The following is a 15,451-nucleotide window of genomic DNA, read 5'->3' on the forward strand; positions in this document are numbered from 1 at the left end:
ATCAGGCCATTTTATATTTTGTACTAGGGGCATATTTTTCATTGATATTCATGAAGAACCTGAAATTCACGTTCAAAAAAGATATATTTCTTTTTGCTTTTATACCTTCTCTACTGGTTATGGTTTATTCATTCATAGAAAATCCAGCTTCAAATATTAAGATATTTTTGATGCTTTCTGGCTCATTGTTATCGTATAGCTTGTTAGGTGAAAAATGTAAAAAAGAGTCACAGCAAGCTTAGAGCCTAATAGAAATAGGTCTATAATCATAGGTTGATGGCTGCTCCAGCTCAGGATATGACTAGTCGGCAAAAAAACAGATGACTCCTGATGAATTCAGAAGCCATCTGTTGGTTACTAAAGCTTTGCTATAAGAGTGTCCACAGCTGGGGTTACGACTCGGCCTTCTGCAACCGTGCGGCTCTTCGTTGATGGCATAAGGTAATTTACTTGAAACACATACAGCTCTAGCTACTCCTCACCATTCCATAGCTTGAGACGATTCTTGATCAGCTCGGTGTAGGTAGCCTCAGCCTTCGGCACACCCGCATTATCGAACTCCTTCAGCATGGTGTCGTATACCTCGTCAAATTTGTCCCGTGGTGCAAGGATCGCTTCGGGAATACGTTTCTTCATAATATCCTGCGCTTTCTGATAAATGACATTGTAGTCAGTATCGGTAGGAACAGGCATGTTGTAGGCAGCTCCCCATTCCTTGACAGGGAAATCCTTTTCGGTCTTGAACAGGTCTTTCCAGGTAGTAGCGTTGTAGGCCTTGAGTGACTTTTTCTCGGCTTCACTATAATTAGCTGTGATCAGCTCAGGATAATTCGTCGTGTAGTAGTTGCCAGTAGGGTCCTTAATCCCGTCGCCATACTGTGCACCCCAGCTCCAGTACAGTCCGATGCCGGTCTCCTTCTGGAAGTTCAGATTGTCATTGTTCTTCCGTTCCTGTACGTCTGGTGGAATGACACGCTTGCCGTCTACGACATTATAATGCTGCCCCTCTATACCCCATTGCCGCAGTATTTGGCCTTCGTCAGAGGACAGGAAATCGAGAAATTTAATAGTACGGACTGGGTTCTTGTTGCTGGTCGTAATGCCGATGCCATAAGCTGTATCGAAGCCAATGGATTGGAAGGAAGGGTCATCATATTCCTCTGTGAGTGTCACAGGAAAGTGAGCATACGTATGCTCCTCAAGGCCTGCAGCCTTCAAAGAATTCTCAGCATCCTGATAGTTCCATTCCCAATCAATTAGGCCGATGACGCGGCCACTGGCAATCTTGGATTTATATTGATCGCTCTTCTGTACGAAGGTCTCTTTGTCGAGCAAGCCTTCGTTGTACATATGATTCAGCCAGCGGAAGTATTCACGCTCTTCTGCGCGACGGTAGTGCAGTTTAGCTTCGTAGGTCTCGGGGTCAATGTAATATTCACCGTCGTTAGGGGCACCTGTAGTCTGGACCGCAGGGTTGGTGACGGTAATCATGATCTTCCAATCATCAGCATCCAGCGTCAGGGGGATCGTAGGCTGTCCGTTGGTGGTGGGATATTTTTCGACATAGGCTCGCAGTGCATTCTCGAAATCCTTGACGGTTCTAATCTTGGGATATCCGAGCTTCTCCAAGGCCTGATGCTGAATCTCGAAACCTCCAGTAGCGTCAAAGGCTACCGTATCCACACCCATATTTGTGGGGATGGTGTAGATGGCAGGATCGTCCAGACTATATTTGATCCGGTTAAAATAATCTCCATATACCCTCTTGATATTCGGAGCATGCTCCTCAATCAGATCGGTCAGGTCAATAAGGGCTCCTGCATCGACCAGCTTGCCTACATTGTCTTTAGGGTATACGATATCTGGATAATCTCCACTGGCGGCCATCAGGGCGAATTTGTCCTGACCGCTACCATTCACAGCAAACTCTGCTTGCACGGTGACGCCAGTCTTGCGAGTAAACTCCTGACCAATAGCATCCTTCATATTGTTCCAGTTCGGATTAGCTTCGCCACTGAAGTAAGTAAGTGTCAACGGACTTGTATCATTTGGATCGTCCTCTACAGCAGAAGAGTTGCTGCCGTTACTGCAAGCGGTGCCTACCAGCAAGCTTGCTGACACCAGCATGACGGCTAGATAACGCCAGGTTGTCGATTTGCCCATGCTTGTTCCCCCTCATATGATATTGTTAATAAATACAATGTAAGTGCTTTCAACAAGGGTATTGTAAATAAAAATAACCTAACAGTCAAGGGATTGTTTGCAAACTTGTTTGGTACTTGTAAGAAAAATATGCTACCATGAAGCAAGTTATGAGTACATATGCAATCGTGAATCAGGACAGGTGATATAATGCGCAAAAAAGTGACACTACAGGAAATAGCCGACACTGCAGGAGTGTCGAAATTCGCTGTATCAAGAGCTCTCGCAGGCAAGTCAGGAGTCAGTGAGGAGACGAGGGCTACAATCGTGAATCTGGCCGGGCAAATGGGCTATTTTCGGAGCGAGGGCAGAACAGGGCGTATCGAATTGAAGGATGAGCTGACCGGAGGTTGGCAGGGAACAGTAATGATTTTATTTCCGAATATTCGACATCAGAACAGGGAGTCCCGATACTGGGGCCCGATCTTTGAGGGGATCTCGCAGCGGCTGAACCAAAAGGGGCTAGACGTTCTGACGCTGACGGAGCCGACCTCGGAGGATATGTTCACGCTACTGAATCCGGAGGCAATCCGCGGCATTATTACGGTCGGTACCGTATCCACGAGCATTCTGCTGAGCATTAGCCGCATGGACATTCCGTTAGTACTGGTGGACCATCTGGACCCGACCGTGCGGGCGGATACGATATTCACTGACAATACAAGCGGAATGGGAGAGCTGGTACGTGCCATACTTTCTCGGGGTTATCGCAGCTTACAGTTCGTGGGTCGCATTCAGGAGGCTCCGAGCTTCTACGAGCGCTGGTTGGCTTACCGTATGGTGCTGGAGCAGCAGGGGATCGTGGGTGTGCATGGCATGTTCGGTGCACATGGTGCGATTGATACATCGGGTACCCCACTTATTCAAAAAGAGAGCCTGCTGGGGTTAGGTGATACCAGTCTGGAGGAGGGTCTGCGAACGTTGCCGCTTGATCAATTACCTGAGCTCTTCGTCTGTGTTAACGATGTGACAGCCCAGCTTGTCCTGGGCATTCTAGAGGAGCGCGGTGTAGATGCCCCTGCCATGTGCGGCGTGACGGGCTTCGACCATACTCATATGGAGCTTCCGCTAGCGGCTACCGTCAAGGTGGATCAGGAGCTGCTAGGCAAGCGGGCGGTAGATCAGTTATTGTGGCGTATTCTGAATTCGGCTTCAGCGCCTGAACGTAAGTCAATCTACGCAGAGCTGGTGCTGAGGGATACATATATGCCGTCAGTGCGTTCCACATAGCGATATATGGATGCCTACAGAGGTGTCGTAGGAAATGGCTGGATCTGTTCGATGTGATTAGCTTGGGTAGGCATGGTTGTGCATGTCGTATCCGGGCTTTTTTCTTTATCTGGTATTGATCTTTGGATAACGTCAGTTATAATTTGTTATGTAATTATCCTAAAAGTTATTTTTGAATACGCTTGCTTGAGTATGGTTGTTATCCTTTTGTTATCCAATTGGACTTAGTTCTCCAACGTCATTTTCAGATTCGGGAGGTTACTTATGAATAAAATAATCCATAATCTTACGGCATGGAGCTTCAAGAGCGCTGATGAGGAGCATTGGCTTCCAGCCCGGGTTCCCGGGTGTGTGCATACGGACTTGCTCCTGAGTGGACGAATCGATGATCCATTCTATGGGACCAATGAGCACAGACTGCAGTGGGTGGATAAGCAGGATTGGGAATATGCAGCAACTCTTCATGTAGATTCGGATTGGTTGCAGCTGGATGTGCTTGAGCTTGTATTTGAAGGACTGGATACCTATGCGAATGTCTACGTGAATGGCCAGCAGGTGCTGACGGCCGATAACATGTTCAGAATCTGGAGGGTAGATATTCGTTCATATCTGACACCTGGTGAAAATGCGCTGCTTGTGCGATTTCGCTCTCCAATCCAAGAGGATCTGCCCAAGCTGGAGAAGCTGGGATACGAGCTGCCTGCGCCGAATGATCAATCTGAGCTAGGGGAGCTTGGTAGCAGGAAGGTTAGCGTCTTTGCCCGCAAGGCTCCGTACCATTATGGCTGGGATTGGGGGCCACGCTTCGTCACCAGCGGTATTTGGCGTGAGGTGCGACTGGAGGGCTGGTCTATTGCTTCCTTGACGGATTTCTGTATTCGTCAGGATGAGGTCACGGCAGCAGAGGCGAAGCTGACGGCACTGATGGAGGTAGCCTGTACGGAAGCTGTTGCGGGACAGCTGTTGGTAAGTGGTGCAGGCGGGGAATGGTCTATGGAGGTGAATCTGACTCCGGGCCAGCACGTACTGGAGCTGCCGATGGATATTCAGGAGCCCGAGCTATGGTGGAGCAGAGGTCTGGGCGAGGCGAAGCTACATACTTTCAGGGCAACACTGAAGCAAGGTACCGAGCTGCTGTGCGATCATGAGGTGCGCACGGGACTCAGATCCGTTCGTCTGGTTCGCGAGCGGGATGAGGCAGGAGCGAGCTTTTATCTGGAGCTGAACGGAATCCCGGTCTTCTGCAAAGGCGCTAACCACATTCCTAACGACAGCTTCGTAACGGAGGTCACTTCGGATCGTTATTTGCATGAGATTCGTTCCGCTGTGGAGTCCAATATGAACATGCTGCGCGTCTGGGGTGGGGGCATATATGAAGCAGAGGTATTCTATGACCTGTGTGATGAGCATGGCATTTTGGTCTGGCAGGATTTCATGTTCGCCTGCTCCATGTATCCGGGAGATGAGCGTTTTCTCCATAGTGTGAAGCAAGAGGCAGCCGATCAGCTCCGGCGTCTACGTCATCATCCATCCATCGCTCTATGGTGTGGCAATAATGAAATTGATTCGGCCTGGTCACATTATGTGGAGGAACGCGGCTGGGGCTGGAAGCAGTCGTTCACTCACGAGCAGCGGGAGCAGCTCTGGGCAGATTATGAGGCTGTGTTCCATCAAATACTACCAGATCGGGTGCAGGAGCTCATGCCGGAGATCCCGTACTGGCCATCCTCACCCCTGGTTGACCTGACTGGTGATGACAGACAACATACGAGAAATGATTCCACCGAAGGCGACATTCATTATTGGGGAGTGTGGCACAATTCAGAGCCTTTTGAGAACTACAGTAAATATGTAGGCAGATTTATGAGTGAGTATGGATTTCAGTCTTTTCCTGACTATCGAACGGTTCGTACCTATGCGGAGGAGCACGAGCTTGCGCTGGAATCCGAGGTGATGCTTGCCCATCAGAAGAACGGCAGAGGTAATCAGCTCATCAAGACCTACATGGATCGTTATATGCAGGAGCCGCGCGACTTCGTGTCCTTCATGCATATGAGTCAGATTCTGCAGGCTGATGCCATGGGAATGGCCATTGAAGCGCATCGACGCCGCAAGCCCTATTGTATGGGGACGCTGTATTGGCAGATGAACGATTGCTGGCCGGTCGCTTCCTGGGCAAGCATAGATTACTACGGTCGCTGGAAGGCAGCTCAATATACAATCAAGCGTTCCTTCAAGGACATCATGCTATCTATCGAGCTACTAACAGAGGAGTCAGAGCAGGCTGAAGATCAGCACCCTAACACCATTTCCATCCATCTGATTAATGATACGCTTGAGTCTCTGGAAGGGACACTACGTGTAGCTCTCTACCACATTTGCGACGGCTTGGTCGAGGAATGGACACAATCTGTAGAGATTCCGAAGCTGGGAGCGACTGTGGCTAGCACTCTGTCCATTCCTGAACTGCTGCAGGGCCGAAGTGCGGTCGAATATGTGCTCGTTGCGGCATTGGAGCAGGACGGCACCGTATTGGATCGCCGCGAGCAGCTGCTTGCCGCATTACAGTCTACTCTGTTACCTGCTCCAGAGATTACGGTTCGTGAGGTGGTTGTACCATCGGATCAGCCTGATAATCCACGCCTTTCGACCGATGTAACGCTCACTTCGGCACAGTGGGGGGAAGTCGATGTTCACTGGTTCAGCGTGCAGACAGATGTCTTGGCTAAATATGTCTGGCTGTCTGCCGAGGTGGATGGCGTCTTCACAGATAATAACTTCGATCTGCTCCCAGGAGAGACCAAGCTCGTTGGCTTCAGACCACGAGCGGTTCCTCAGGGTTACTCTGTGGACAGGGGACAGGGGCAGAAGCAGGAGCAGAAGCAAGCTACAGTGCAAGAAGGGCAGATGCCGCAGCTCACGGTGTATTCGCTGAATGACCTTATTCAGCCCGTTCACTCTATAAAGTAACACTCCAAAGACCCGAATATAGTACAAGCGGCCATCCTGCGCTGTCTTCAGATATCTTCTGAAGGAGCGTCTGGATGGCCGCTTGTGCAATTTTACGCGCGAGGCCTATATTTGATTCATTTGCTCCCCGCTTGAAGTGGCTCTATACTCACATTTGATCTGGTCAAGGTACGCATTCTATGCTTCAAGCGAGCTGCGGGAGCAACGGAGTGAAGCAGTTACATTTTGCATATATCGGTAGGAAGCAACCACAGACAGGATCGCCATCAGCAGTAGACCCCAGAAGATGTTGGAGAACGCTGTGGACAAGCTCAGATGATGCTGCCATTCCAGGGCACTGGAGGCCAATGCTACGCTGAATGCACCTGAGAAAAATTGCAGTAACTGAAACAGTCCCATACCAGAACCAATCTGCGATCCCGGCAGAATCCGTGAAATCTCATTGGATACACTGCTTGAGAGCATGGTGAAGCCCAAGCTCATTACCATATACACGAACAGGATCGACAGCCAGGAATGTCCTGCAAAGAGTGCGAACAGCAGCACCGCGGTCAATATGACAAATGGTGCATATCTTAGAATGGCTGCATTTCCGTATTGGTCAATGATTGAGCCGACCTTGCGCGATACGATAACTGCCAGCAATGATCCCGGGAAAATGATGAATCCGGCGTGACTCGCGGTCATCTCATAATGATGCACCAGAATCTGCGGTATCAGGAACAGGGTCGCGAAGCTGCACAGATAGGAGGTAATCCCGATGACGATCAGCAGCATATAGTTATTCTGGGCGAACAAGGCTGGCTGAACGAACGGCTCTGGTGTCCGGCGAATGCGGAATATGAACAGTACAAGACCGAGTGCACCCACAAGCAGCATAAGCCAGGATTTATTGGTCAGGAACAGCAACAGGGCTGTCGTACTAACACTGACGAGCAATGCGCCAATGACGTCGAATTTGCCGCGTGCCGGCTTTTCCTTGGGAAGCAGAGGGTACAGGAAGACGAGCACGATCAGAATTAAGGCGGTAACACCGAATAGATATCGCCAGCCCATAAATTCCACAATGGCACCGCCTGCGACCGGGCCAAGACCCAGACCAAGGGATACCGACGACATGATGGCTGCCATCATTTTGCCTCGACGTGAGAGCGGAATGTAGCGTGTGAACAGTACCATGGATAAGGAGATGATGGCTCCAGCTCCCATAGCCTGAATAATTCGCACTGCGAGCACAAGCCAGAAGCTCGTGGCAAATAATCCCGCAATCGAAGCAACCCCGATAGTCAGCAGTCCAATCGTCATCAGCCAACGCAATGGTAGAAAGTCGGACAGGCGACTGAATGTAATAGAGGAGATTGCAAAGGTAATCGAATAGCCAGTCACGATTAGCGAGGTAATCGTGGACGTGAGGCTGAAGGCCTTCGTCAGATCAGGTAGGGCCAGGTTGAACATGGCTGTGTTCATAATGACAAGTATGACAGCGAACCCGAGCAATAGAGTCAGCAATCCTTCACGTGGAAGGCCGCTTTCCGATGCTGCTTGTTGTTCTGTAATTGTGTTGTCTGTTGGAACCGAGTTCACAGTCTCACCACTCTTTTTCTTTATTTTATTGTTCTATAGTTATCGAACATTTGAAATATATCATGGAATCCGCTAAAATTCAATGTGGAAGTGAAGTAAGCGTTTCTCTTAATCACAAATAAGGAGAAGTATGATTATGAAGCAGCTCCATCATCCGTCGCGGGAGGACCTAGTGTTGTCCACCGTACTATATGCCTTGAGCGATCCAATCCGTCTGAGTGTCGTCCGTGATATCCGGCAGAATGGTGAGCAGGCCTGCAACAGCTTCACTGTACCTATTGCCAAGTCGACGCTCTCCCACCACCTGCGTACATTGCGTGAAGCGGGGATTGTCCGCACACGTATTCAGGGCACCCAGCGCTTCATTTCCTTGCGTGCGGAAGATCTGGAAGTCCGATTTCCAGGTGTGCTGAGCACCATACTGGATTCCTATGAGGCTACGCTGAGTAGCGCAGAATAGATACTTATTACTTGGGAAGCTGACTACTAGTAACCTATTATTGGTCGTGCTTTGATGTTATGAAAACTAAGAATTGTACTCCTCTTTGATCGGTTCATTTCTAGTAGGAAATATCTATATTAACCATTCTCAGCGAAAAAACGACGGAAGGGCCCAATCTGGGCTCTTCCGTCGTTTATTTTTCTACTTCTCGAGCGATTCCCGCCAAGTCATGTGCCCCATTAGACCCCGCATGGCGCTTAAATACGTTTCCTCCGTCTCGGTCCATCTCAGTCGGGCCATCTCTTCTGCATCTGGACCTGCGACAAAGCGCAGACGATCCGATTGGTCACAGGTGGCGACATACACCTGCTCGGCGACCCCATTCTCATTTGCAAAATCAAATGGATAGTTAATCATATTCTGCATTAATTGGTCAAAGTAGAATTGGTAAGAAGGCGGAATAGGAATGTTCAGGGTGGCGGTGGAGCTTGCCGAGAAGTTCGTAGTCCGCATATATCCCGGTTCGACCAACTTGATAGCGATATTCTGCGATTCAAGCTCGTAGGACAGGGATTCTGACAGTCCTTCAACCGCATGCTTGGTTGCGGAATAGACTGCAAGCAACGGAGCTGGCGCATAACCGATGCTGGAACTGATGTTCACAATAGTTCCGCCCCCTTGCTCGTGAAAATGTGGGATAATAGCCTTAATGACATTCATAACGCCAAATACATTGGTTTCGAAAATCTGACGGGCAACCTCCATGGGGGTGGCTTCAAAAATAGCTGCGACGCTGATTCCAGCATTGTTCACTACAGCGTCAAGTCGGCCAAACCGCTCTATCCCTGCCACCATCGCAGCCTCAATGCTTGCGTGGTCTGTAACATCGAGCACAGCTTCGATTAACCGCTCGGGATACTCTGCAGTTAGATGCCCATCAGGCCTGCGCATTGTCGCTACAACATTCCATCCCTCATTAGCAAATTTTTTGGCTGTGGTATTTCCCAAGCCTGTCGAGCATCCAGTAATCAACACAGTTTTAGTCATAGAAATCTCTCCTTCGTCATCAGCATGTATGGATTCTGGTTATAGCATAGAAGATTAGAGAAACTCTAAGTCAAGCCCCTCAAATAAAACAATGATAATCGAAGATTTATTTGACAAGATAACGTGTAAATCACTAATCTGAGTTAGAGTAACTCTAATATAGGTAGGCGGTGGAGAACACTTATGGCTTATACTGTTAAGGAAGTTTCGGAGAAAACGGGTATTTCCGCATATACCCTGCGATTTTACGAAAAAGAAGGTGTACTCCCCCCAATTGAGCGAGACATGAACGGAATGCGCATATTTGACGATTCCATCATTGACTGGATCGAGTCGGTACTGGCACTGCGTTCAACGGGCTTATCTTTGAGCGAGATCAGAAAATACTTGGAGCTTTATCAAGACAAGAACACTACATTGGAGGAAAGAAAGGAGATTCTATCACTTCAGAAGAGCAAGGTAGAGGAGCAAATATCGCTCTTAATGAAGGCGTTGGAGAGACTTAACTACAAGCTGGCTTTAATCGACATTCAGCAAAATAGATTTGACAAACTGCCTTAGGTCAGACTGTGAGTCTGGTCCTTTTCAATATGTATAAAATGAGTATAATGGAAGCTTGGAGCTTGATTCGTCATAGCTTGTTCGGTAAAAGATGTCTCGGAGCAAACAAGAAACAACGGTGGGTTGCAGAGAGGAAGCTTACAGCTTATGCAGAGCGGTCAATTATACAAATTACGAAGCTTTTACCTATTCATTGGACTGGCTAGCGGATCATTCAGCCCCTATCTGACGCTGCTGCTAGTGAATAATGGTCTGACAAGCAGTGATGTGGGCGTCATTATGGCGGTTGGCACGCTGGTATCCATCTTTGCACAGCCTGTGTGGGGAGTGATCGCGGACCGTTATCAGCAGATGAGGCTTGTCCTTATTCTTAGCGTAGCGGTGCCAGGCATCATGGTGCTGTTTTATCAATCCCAATCATTTCTGATTATTATGCTTGTATATAGTATTATTACGGTCTTTGCGGCTACGCAGGCTCCGATTGCAGACTCTTATGCCATAGTAACCGCCCAGCGGGTGGGAGTTACGTATGGCAGCATTCGGCTGCTGGCAAGTCTCGGCTTTGCGATCGGGAGCTATGCTGGCGGCTGGCTCGTGTCTTTATCAGATGTATCGAATATCTGGATTCCCTATCTGGTGCTAAATGGGCTGGCGGCTGCAGTTGCTCTCCTGCTGCCACGCAAAGCGGAGGAGGATCATTCGCTGCGCAAATCTTTCACAGAGGGGATTAAGGAGCTGCTTGGGAACCGTATATTCCTGTTCTTCCTTGCTGGCTCGCTCTTGCTGAACCAGACGCTGACGGCTTTTAATACGTATTTTGTGCTGGCGTTCCGTATCGCTGGGGGCTCGGATAATCTGGCTGGTCTCGCTATGATGCTCGCGGCCATTACGAATGTGCCGTCCATGTTGATTGCTTCGAAGGTGATTAAGCGAATGGGACTGGAGCGTACGATGCTGCTGGCTGCTATCGCATATATGCTGCGTTGGGCCATTCAGATCGTATTCCCGCATCCTTATGTCATGATCGGGGTACAAACGCTGCATGGACTGTCCTTTGGCTTCTTCTATATTGCGGCAGTAGAATATGTAGCACGAGTATCGGGCAAGAGTATGCAGGCGACTGGACAAAGTATTTTCAGCATGGTCTTCGTGGGCGTTGCTGGAATTATGGGGAATGCGCTGAACGGCTTCCTGCTGGATATTGGTGGGCCTGATTTAATGAATCTGGCATGCGTCATTAGTGCTGCATTGGGTGTTGTTATGCTGCTGGTCGTGGTGTTTGGAACGAAGAACAAGGAGCTTCACCGTTCACGGGAGATCGTATCCGCGCTCCGCAAATAATTATTCTACACACAATAACAACCGTATTCTCCGTCACTCGGAGCCTACGGTTTTTTGTTGCTGCATGACAGGGGTAAGATAAGAGGAGTGGTCTGGAAGCGTTGTCGAACAGGATCAATTGTTGTACACTGTCCGAAGCATCGCGTTCTATTGAAAGGCTGGGAGTGAGACAATCGAGTTATTGTTATCATTCTGCGGCAAAGGTTAGAGGAGGAGCTATGTACGCAAAATTGAGAGCAATGAATTACCCCCGAAAGCTGAGCGCCCTACTGGTCATCATCTTAGTAGCAGTGGTGAGCACGGTGTGGGCGATTCGGGTGCAGCTTCCCTCCGGGGCACCTGCATATCGATTCGTGTCGTGGAATATGCTGCTGGCATTGATTCCGGTCATCTTCGCTGTATTGCTGGATGTAGGCTATGCCTCTCGTAAAGGGCTGCTGCGTACGGTGTATCTGTCGCTTGCCGGAGCCATCTGGCTGTTTTTTTACCCTAATACCCCTTATCTAATTACGGATATGCTGCATGTAGTGAGGCAGCCTTGGGTAGCGGAAGGGCGCTTCTGGATGCAGATTACATTCTGGAGCCATCTGCTGCCCATGTTGTTAGTGGGCTTCTGTGGAATCATGCTCGGCTACTTCTCGCTGGAATCGGTACGACAGCTTGTCCGTCATAGCTATGGAGTGCTGATCAGTTGGACGTTCACCTTCATTGTGCTGGGTCTGACGTCTATTGGGATTTATTTAGGAAGATTTCTGCGGGCGAACACGTGGGATATGGTCATGGATCCTCTGCTTCTCTACCAACAGATCAGCAGTCTCTGGGCAGATGCAGAGGCAGCCAGTCATTTTATGAGTGGTGCAGGGATGTTTTTCCTGTTCCTGGTGACATGCTATATGTTCATTTGGGCGGTATCCCATAGTGGCCGGGCCACGGAGCATCGTTCATTGGATTTGTGACCGCGTAGCAAGCTTGTGAAGAAGTGTTTGGTTTAATTTATATTAAAATAAGAAGAATAATTGCAGGAGGACAAATCATGAATGGACAGAACAGAGCAAGCATCAGACCGGGTCTAGAGGTGGCCATTGTCTTGAAGCAGGATCAGGCCACCGGCAAGCTGACACGGGGGATCGTCAAGGACATCCTGACCAACTCGGCGCAGCATCCTCATGGAATCAAGGTACGGCTTACGAGTGGCCAGGTCGGACGGGTGAAGCAGATCGGGACTCCCGGAACATAAAGTAATACAGAAGTGAGGATACGCTATACAGAACTCCGGTGATGCTAAAGGTGATAGCATAGCCCCAGTAGGTGCCGTACGTCGTAATCAAATAGGATTGAACAGGGCCCATGGTGGCCCATCCGATCATAAATGCTGTCTGCATCATGGAATTGGCGATTCCACGTCTGCGATCAGATACCCGGTCGATCAGGACCGAGGAGTGAATGGGATTAGCTGCATTCATCAGTGCTTGTCTGAACAGGAAGCTGATCGAAGCTACCCACAGCAGGTTCGTAAAGCCTGTAATGAGCAGGAAGGGCAACGATAATACCTGAAAACAAACGACGGCCTTCACTGAGCCTAGCCTTGCCGCCAGATATGGACCGATTAGCATGGAGACGATGGTCATGACTTGTCCCAGAGCGATCAGCAGGCTCATGCCGCTGAGTGAGGCATTGAAGCGGTTCGTAAAATACAAGTTCAAATACGGAATGACGAGACCAGACCCGAATCCGATCAGGAGCTGAGTCAGCACGAACTGGCTGATAATCCTCCTATCGTTCGAGCCGCCTGCATTCTGATCTCTGCGCTGTAGCTGTACTGTCTGGGTCGTGGGAGTTGAAGAGGTTTTTCCCTGCTCCTGCGGCGCACGGACAGTATTCACGGCTTGCTCTGTCGCTGCAGCTGCCTGGACGATCTTGCCCCTGCTAGGGGCCTCGGACATATACAGCAGAGGAATGAAAGACAGCAGAGTTGCAATCCCACCTACACATAGCACCAGTTGAAGGCTAGTAATGTGATTCAGTCCAGCCCATTGCAGTCCGTCTGCAAATACCCCACCACCCAGACTCCCGATAATCTGTGATGCGAGCACAATCGAAGAGTATAGGCTGAAGACGCGCAGTCGTTCGGCTTTGCTTACACTTTCCGCCAAAAAGGGGATGGCCAGCACCTGCACGAAGGCAGCGAATAATCCTGACACGCCAGCCAGCAGCAGCATGCCTGAGCCCTCTGCCCAGAAGGAGCGCCCGACGAATAAAAGTCCGCTACAGCACGCGCCTAGGATCAGCAGTGTTTTGCGGCTTAGCCGGTCGCCCAGAAGGCCGACGGGAATGAACATGATTGCGGTCACCAGTGACTGTACACTGATGATTCGTCCATTCATCGTCTCCGAATAGCCTAGTCCTTGAATATAGAGATTATATAGAACAGAGAACATTCCTCCACCAATCTGGTAAAGCATGTTCGCTATAAAGAACAATCGCACATTACGTGGCCAATGCTGCAGCCGTTGTATGAAGCCTTCCACGAGCGGTAATCCCCCGATCCTTATGTAACCTGACTCTATACCGGTCAGGAACTCAATGTATCCATGCCAATCTTGTTATTCTAACAGGTTCTTGCTGCGTGCAACAGATCCACTGCCTATATTCCTTTGTGAATTCGTGGTTCTTGGTGTATGTGAACAGATCGTAATCAAGCGTATTGGCAGAGTATCGTCATGTTGAGGTATAATGCTGTAGCAGGTCATGTAAGCTTGGTTTTATACCTCATTTCATACCTCATCGTATGGGGTATAATACTTCTAGACAATAGTCGCTGAATTCTATATAGTAGATCGGCATGACTACATTCATATTTTCCATTGAAATCATAAGGTATTGGGCAAATATAAGGCATATTCGCGGATGAGCGAATTGTGCCAGCATTGTATTTGCGTCACAGGAGGGATTAGCTTGGCATTTGGAGCAAGGGTGTTAAAGACTGGTATAGCAGTCACATTGGCTCTGTATTTGAGCATGCTGATTGATGCCCAATCGCCCGTAGGTGCTGCCATTGCTGCTATTTTTGCCATGCAGCCTTCGATCTACAGGTCATGGCGGTATTTTCTCGATCAGGTACAGACGACGACGCTCGGGGCAGGGATGGCACTTCTCGGTGGAATGTTCATCTCGAACCAGCCCATCGCAGTCGGATTAGTATGCAGTCTGGTTATTATGATCTGTCTGAAGCTGAAGATGGGAGAGACAATCGGTCTGACGCTGGTTACGGTGGTATCTGTCATGGAGGCGAGTGACGATTGGCAGTTCGCTATTACGCGTTTCGTGTTGACCTTGATCGGTATTGTGTCGGCATTCATTATTAATATTACGGTCTTTCCTCCCAAGCCAAGGAAGCAATTTCTGAGTCAGATACATAGTGTGTTCTCGCAGATGTCACTCTTGCTGCGTACGGCGATATCGGATGAGATGAAGGAGACGGTATTCAGAGACGAGAAGAGCAGTCTGGGGGCAGCGATTAAGTCTCTATCCGATAAGTATAATCTGTTCGAGGAAGAGCAGAAGAAGCTAAAGCGTGCGCGCTACAGCAAGAGCCGTCAGCTGGTCGTGTATAAGCAAATGCTATTGGGGCTGGAAAAAGGCTATGAGGTGCTGAATGCGATTGAGCGCCATTATTTTCAGGCGGAGCGTCCCGAAGGAGCGGATCGCTTCTTCGATGAGCATCTGGAGCGGCAGATCAAGTTCCATGAGCATGGGCTGCTCAAATTCGAGGACAAGCTGAAGCCTAATGAAGAGGAATCTCGCAACTTTGAGAGAATGAATGAAGACTTCATGAACAAGGCGATCGAGGGCTTCGAGCAGAAGGACGATAACGGCATGCTGAGGCTAGCAGTAGTTGCAGCAAGCATGTACGATTATGGACATCAGCTGGAACGGATGAACCGACTGGCTGACCGGATTCATCGCCGGGATCTGAAGCAGGGGCGCAATACCATGACATGGCTGCGGAGATAGAGAGTGCTCCGCTTGCCTGTTATCGGTGATGAAGCCTATGCTTTATGGGTGATGTGAGTG

Annotated in this window: 12 protein-coding genes; 8 read left to right on the plus strand and 4 right to left on the minus strand. The window is 49.3% G+C overall.

The window, feature by feature from the left end:
- Positions 1–471: 471 nt before the first annotated feature.
- Complete coding sequence (locus K331_RS0124260; protein ID WP_028592277.1) at positions 472–2,163, minus strand: ABC transporter substrate-binding protein; 1,692 nt, start codon at positions 2,161–2,163, stop codon at positions 472–474.
- Positions 2,164–2,352: 189 nt separating this feature from the next.
- Between K331_RS0124260 and K331_RS30410 the strand changes: the two genes are divergently transcribed.
- Together K331_RS30410 and K331_RS30415 are read left to right on the plus strand one after the other, a co-directional pair.
- Positions 2,353–3,432 carry a LacI family DNA-binding transcriptional regulator gene (locus K331_RS30410; RefSeq protein ID WP_036635706.1) on the plus strand — a complete coding sequence of 360 codons (1,080 nt, stop codon included), beginning with the start codon at positions 2,353–2,355 and terminating at the stop codon, positions 3,430–3,432.
- 264 nt (positions 3,433–3,696) lie between these two features.
- A complete protein-coding gene (locus K331_RS30415; protein WP_036635708.1) occupies positions 3,697–6,402 on the plus strand; it encodes a beta-mannosidase in 2,706 nt (901 codons plus the stop codon).
- Positions 6,403–6,579: 177 nt separating this feature from the next.
- Here K331_RS30415 and K331_RS0124275 read toward each other — a convergent pair whose 3' ends face one another.
- Complete coding sequence (locus K331_RS0124275; RefSeq protein ID WP_028592278.1) at positions 6,580–7,986, minus strand: MFS transporter; 1,407 nt, start codon at positions 7,984–7,986, stop codon at positions 6,580–6,582.
- A 136-nt stretch (positions 7,987–8,122) separates the two neighbouring features.
- Here K331_RS0124275 and K331_RS0124280 point away from each other — a divergent pair, with 136 nt between their 5' ends.
- Positions 8,123–8,446 (plus strand): ArsR/SmtB family transcription factor, encoded by a 324-nt coding sequence (locus tag K331_RS0124280; protein WP_028592279.1) that lies wholly within the window; start codon positions 8,123–8,125, stop codon positions 8,444–8,446.
- A 183-nt stretch (positions 8,447–8,629) separates the two neighbouring features.
- Here the strand turns inward: K331_RS0124280 and K331_RS0124285 are convergent, their stop codons facing one another.
- Positions 8,630–9,475, minus strand: a complete 846-nt coding sequence (locus tag K331_RS0124285; RefSeq protein WP_028592280.1) for an SDR family oxidoreductase — start codon at positions 9,473–9,475, stop codon at positions 8,630–8,632.
- Positions 9,476–9,658: 183 nt separating this feature from the next.
- Between K331_RS0124285 and K331_RS0124290 the strand changes: the two genes are divergently transcribed.
- From K331_RS0124290 to K331_RS0124305, 4 genes are all read left to right on the plus strand, one after another.
- Positions 9,659–10,036 (plus strand): MerR family transcriptional regulator, encoded by a 378-nt coding sequence (locus K331_RS0124290; protein ID WP_028592281.1) that lies wholly within the window; start codon positions 9,659–9,661, stop codon positions 10,034–10,036.
- Between the two features lie 147 nt (positions 10,037–10,183).
- Positions 10,184–11,377 carry an MFS transporter gene (locus tag K331_RS0124295; protein ID WP_028592282.1) on the plus strand — a complete coding sequence of 398 codons (1,194 nt, stop codon included), beginning with the start codon at positions 10,184–10,186 and terminating at the stop codon, positions 11,375–11,377.
- A 218-nt stretch (positions 11,378–11,595) separates the two neighbouring features.
- A complete protein-coding gene (locus K331_RS0124300) occupies positions 11,596–12,333 on the plus strand; it encodes a DUF1361 domain-containing protein (protein WP_028592283.1) in 738 nt (245 codons plus the stop codon).
- A gap of 77 nt (positions 12,334–12,410) precedes the next feature.
- Complete coding sequence (locus tag K331_RS0124305) at positions 12,411–12,614, plus strand: YwbE family protein (protein ID WP_018883625.1); 204 nt, start codon at positions 12,411–12,413, stop codon at positions 12,612–12,614.
- Here the strand turns inward: K331_RS0124305 and K331_RS0124310 are convergent.
- Positions 12,562–13,905, minus strand: a complete 1,344-nt coding sequence (locus K331_RS0124310) for an MFS transporter (protein ID WP_028592284.1) — start codon at positions 13,903–13,905, stop codon at positions 12,562–12,564. The genes K331_RS0124305 and K331_RS0124310 overlap by 53 nt on opposite strands.
- Before the next feature lie 427 nt (positions 13,906–14,332).
- On the opposite strand from K331_RS0124310, the gene K331_RS0124315 reads away from it, so the two are divergent.
- Positions 14,333–15,391: an FUSC family protein gene (locus K331_RS0124315; protein WP_028592285.1), complete on the plus strand. Its 1,059-nt coding sequence runs from the start codon at positions 14,333–14,335 to the stop codon at positions 15,389–15,391.
- The last annotated feature ends 60 nt before the right edge of the window (positions 15,392–15,451 follow it).

Origin of the sequence: Paenibacillus massiliensis subsp. panacisoli DSM 21345 (assembly GCF_000426545.1) — a bacterium.
GTDB classification, from domain to species: domain Bacteria; phylum Bacillota; class Bacilli; order Paenibacillales; family Paenibacillaceae; genus Paenibacillus; species Paenibacillus panacisoli.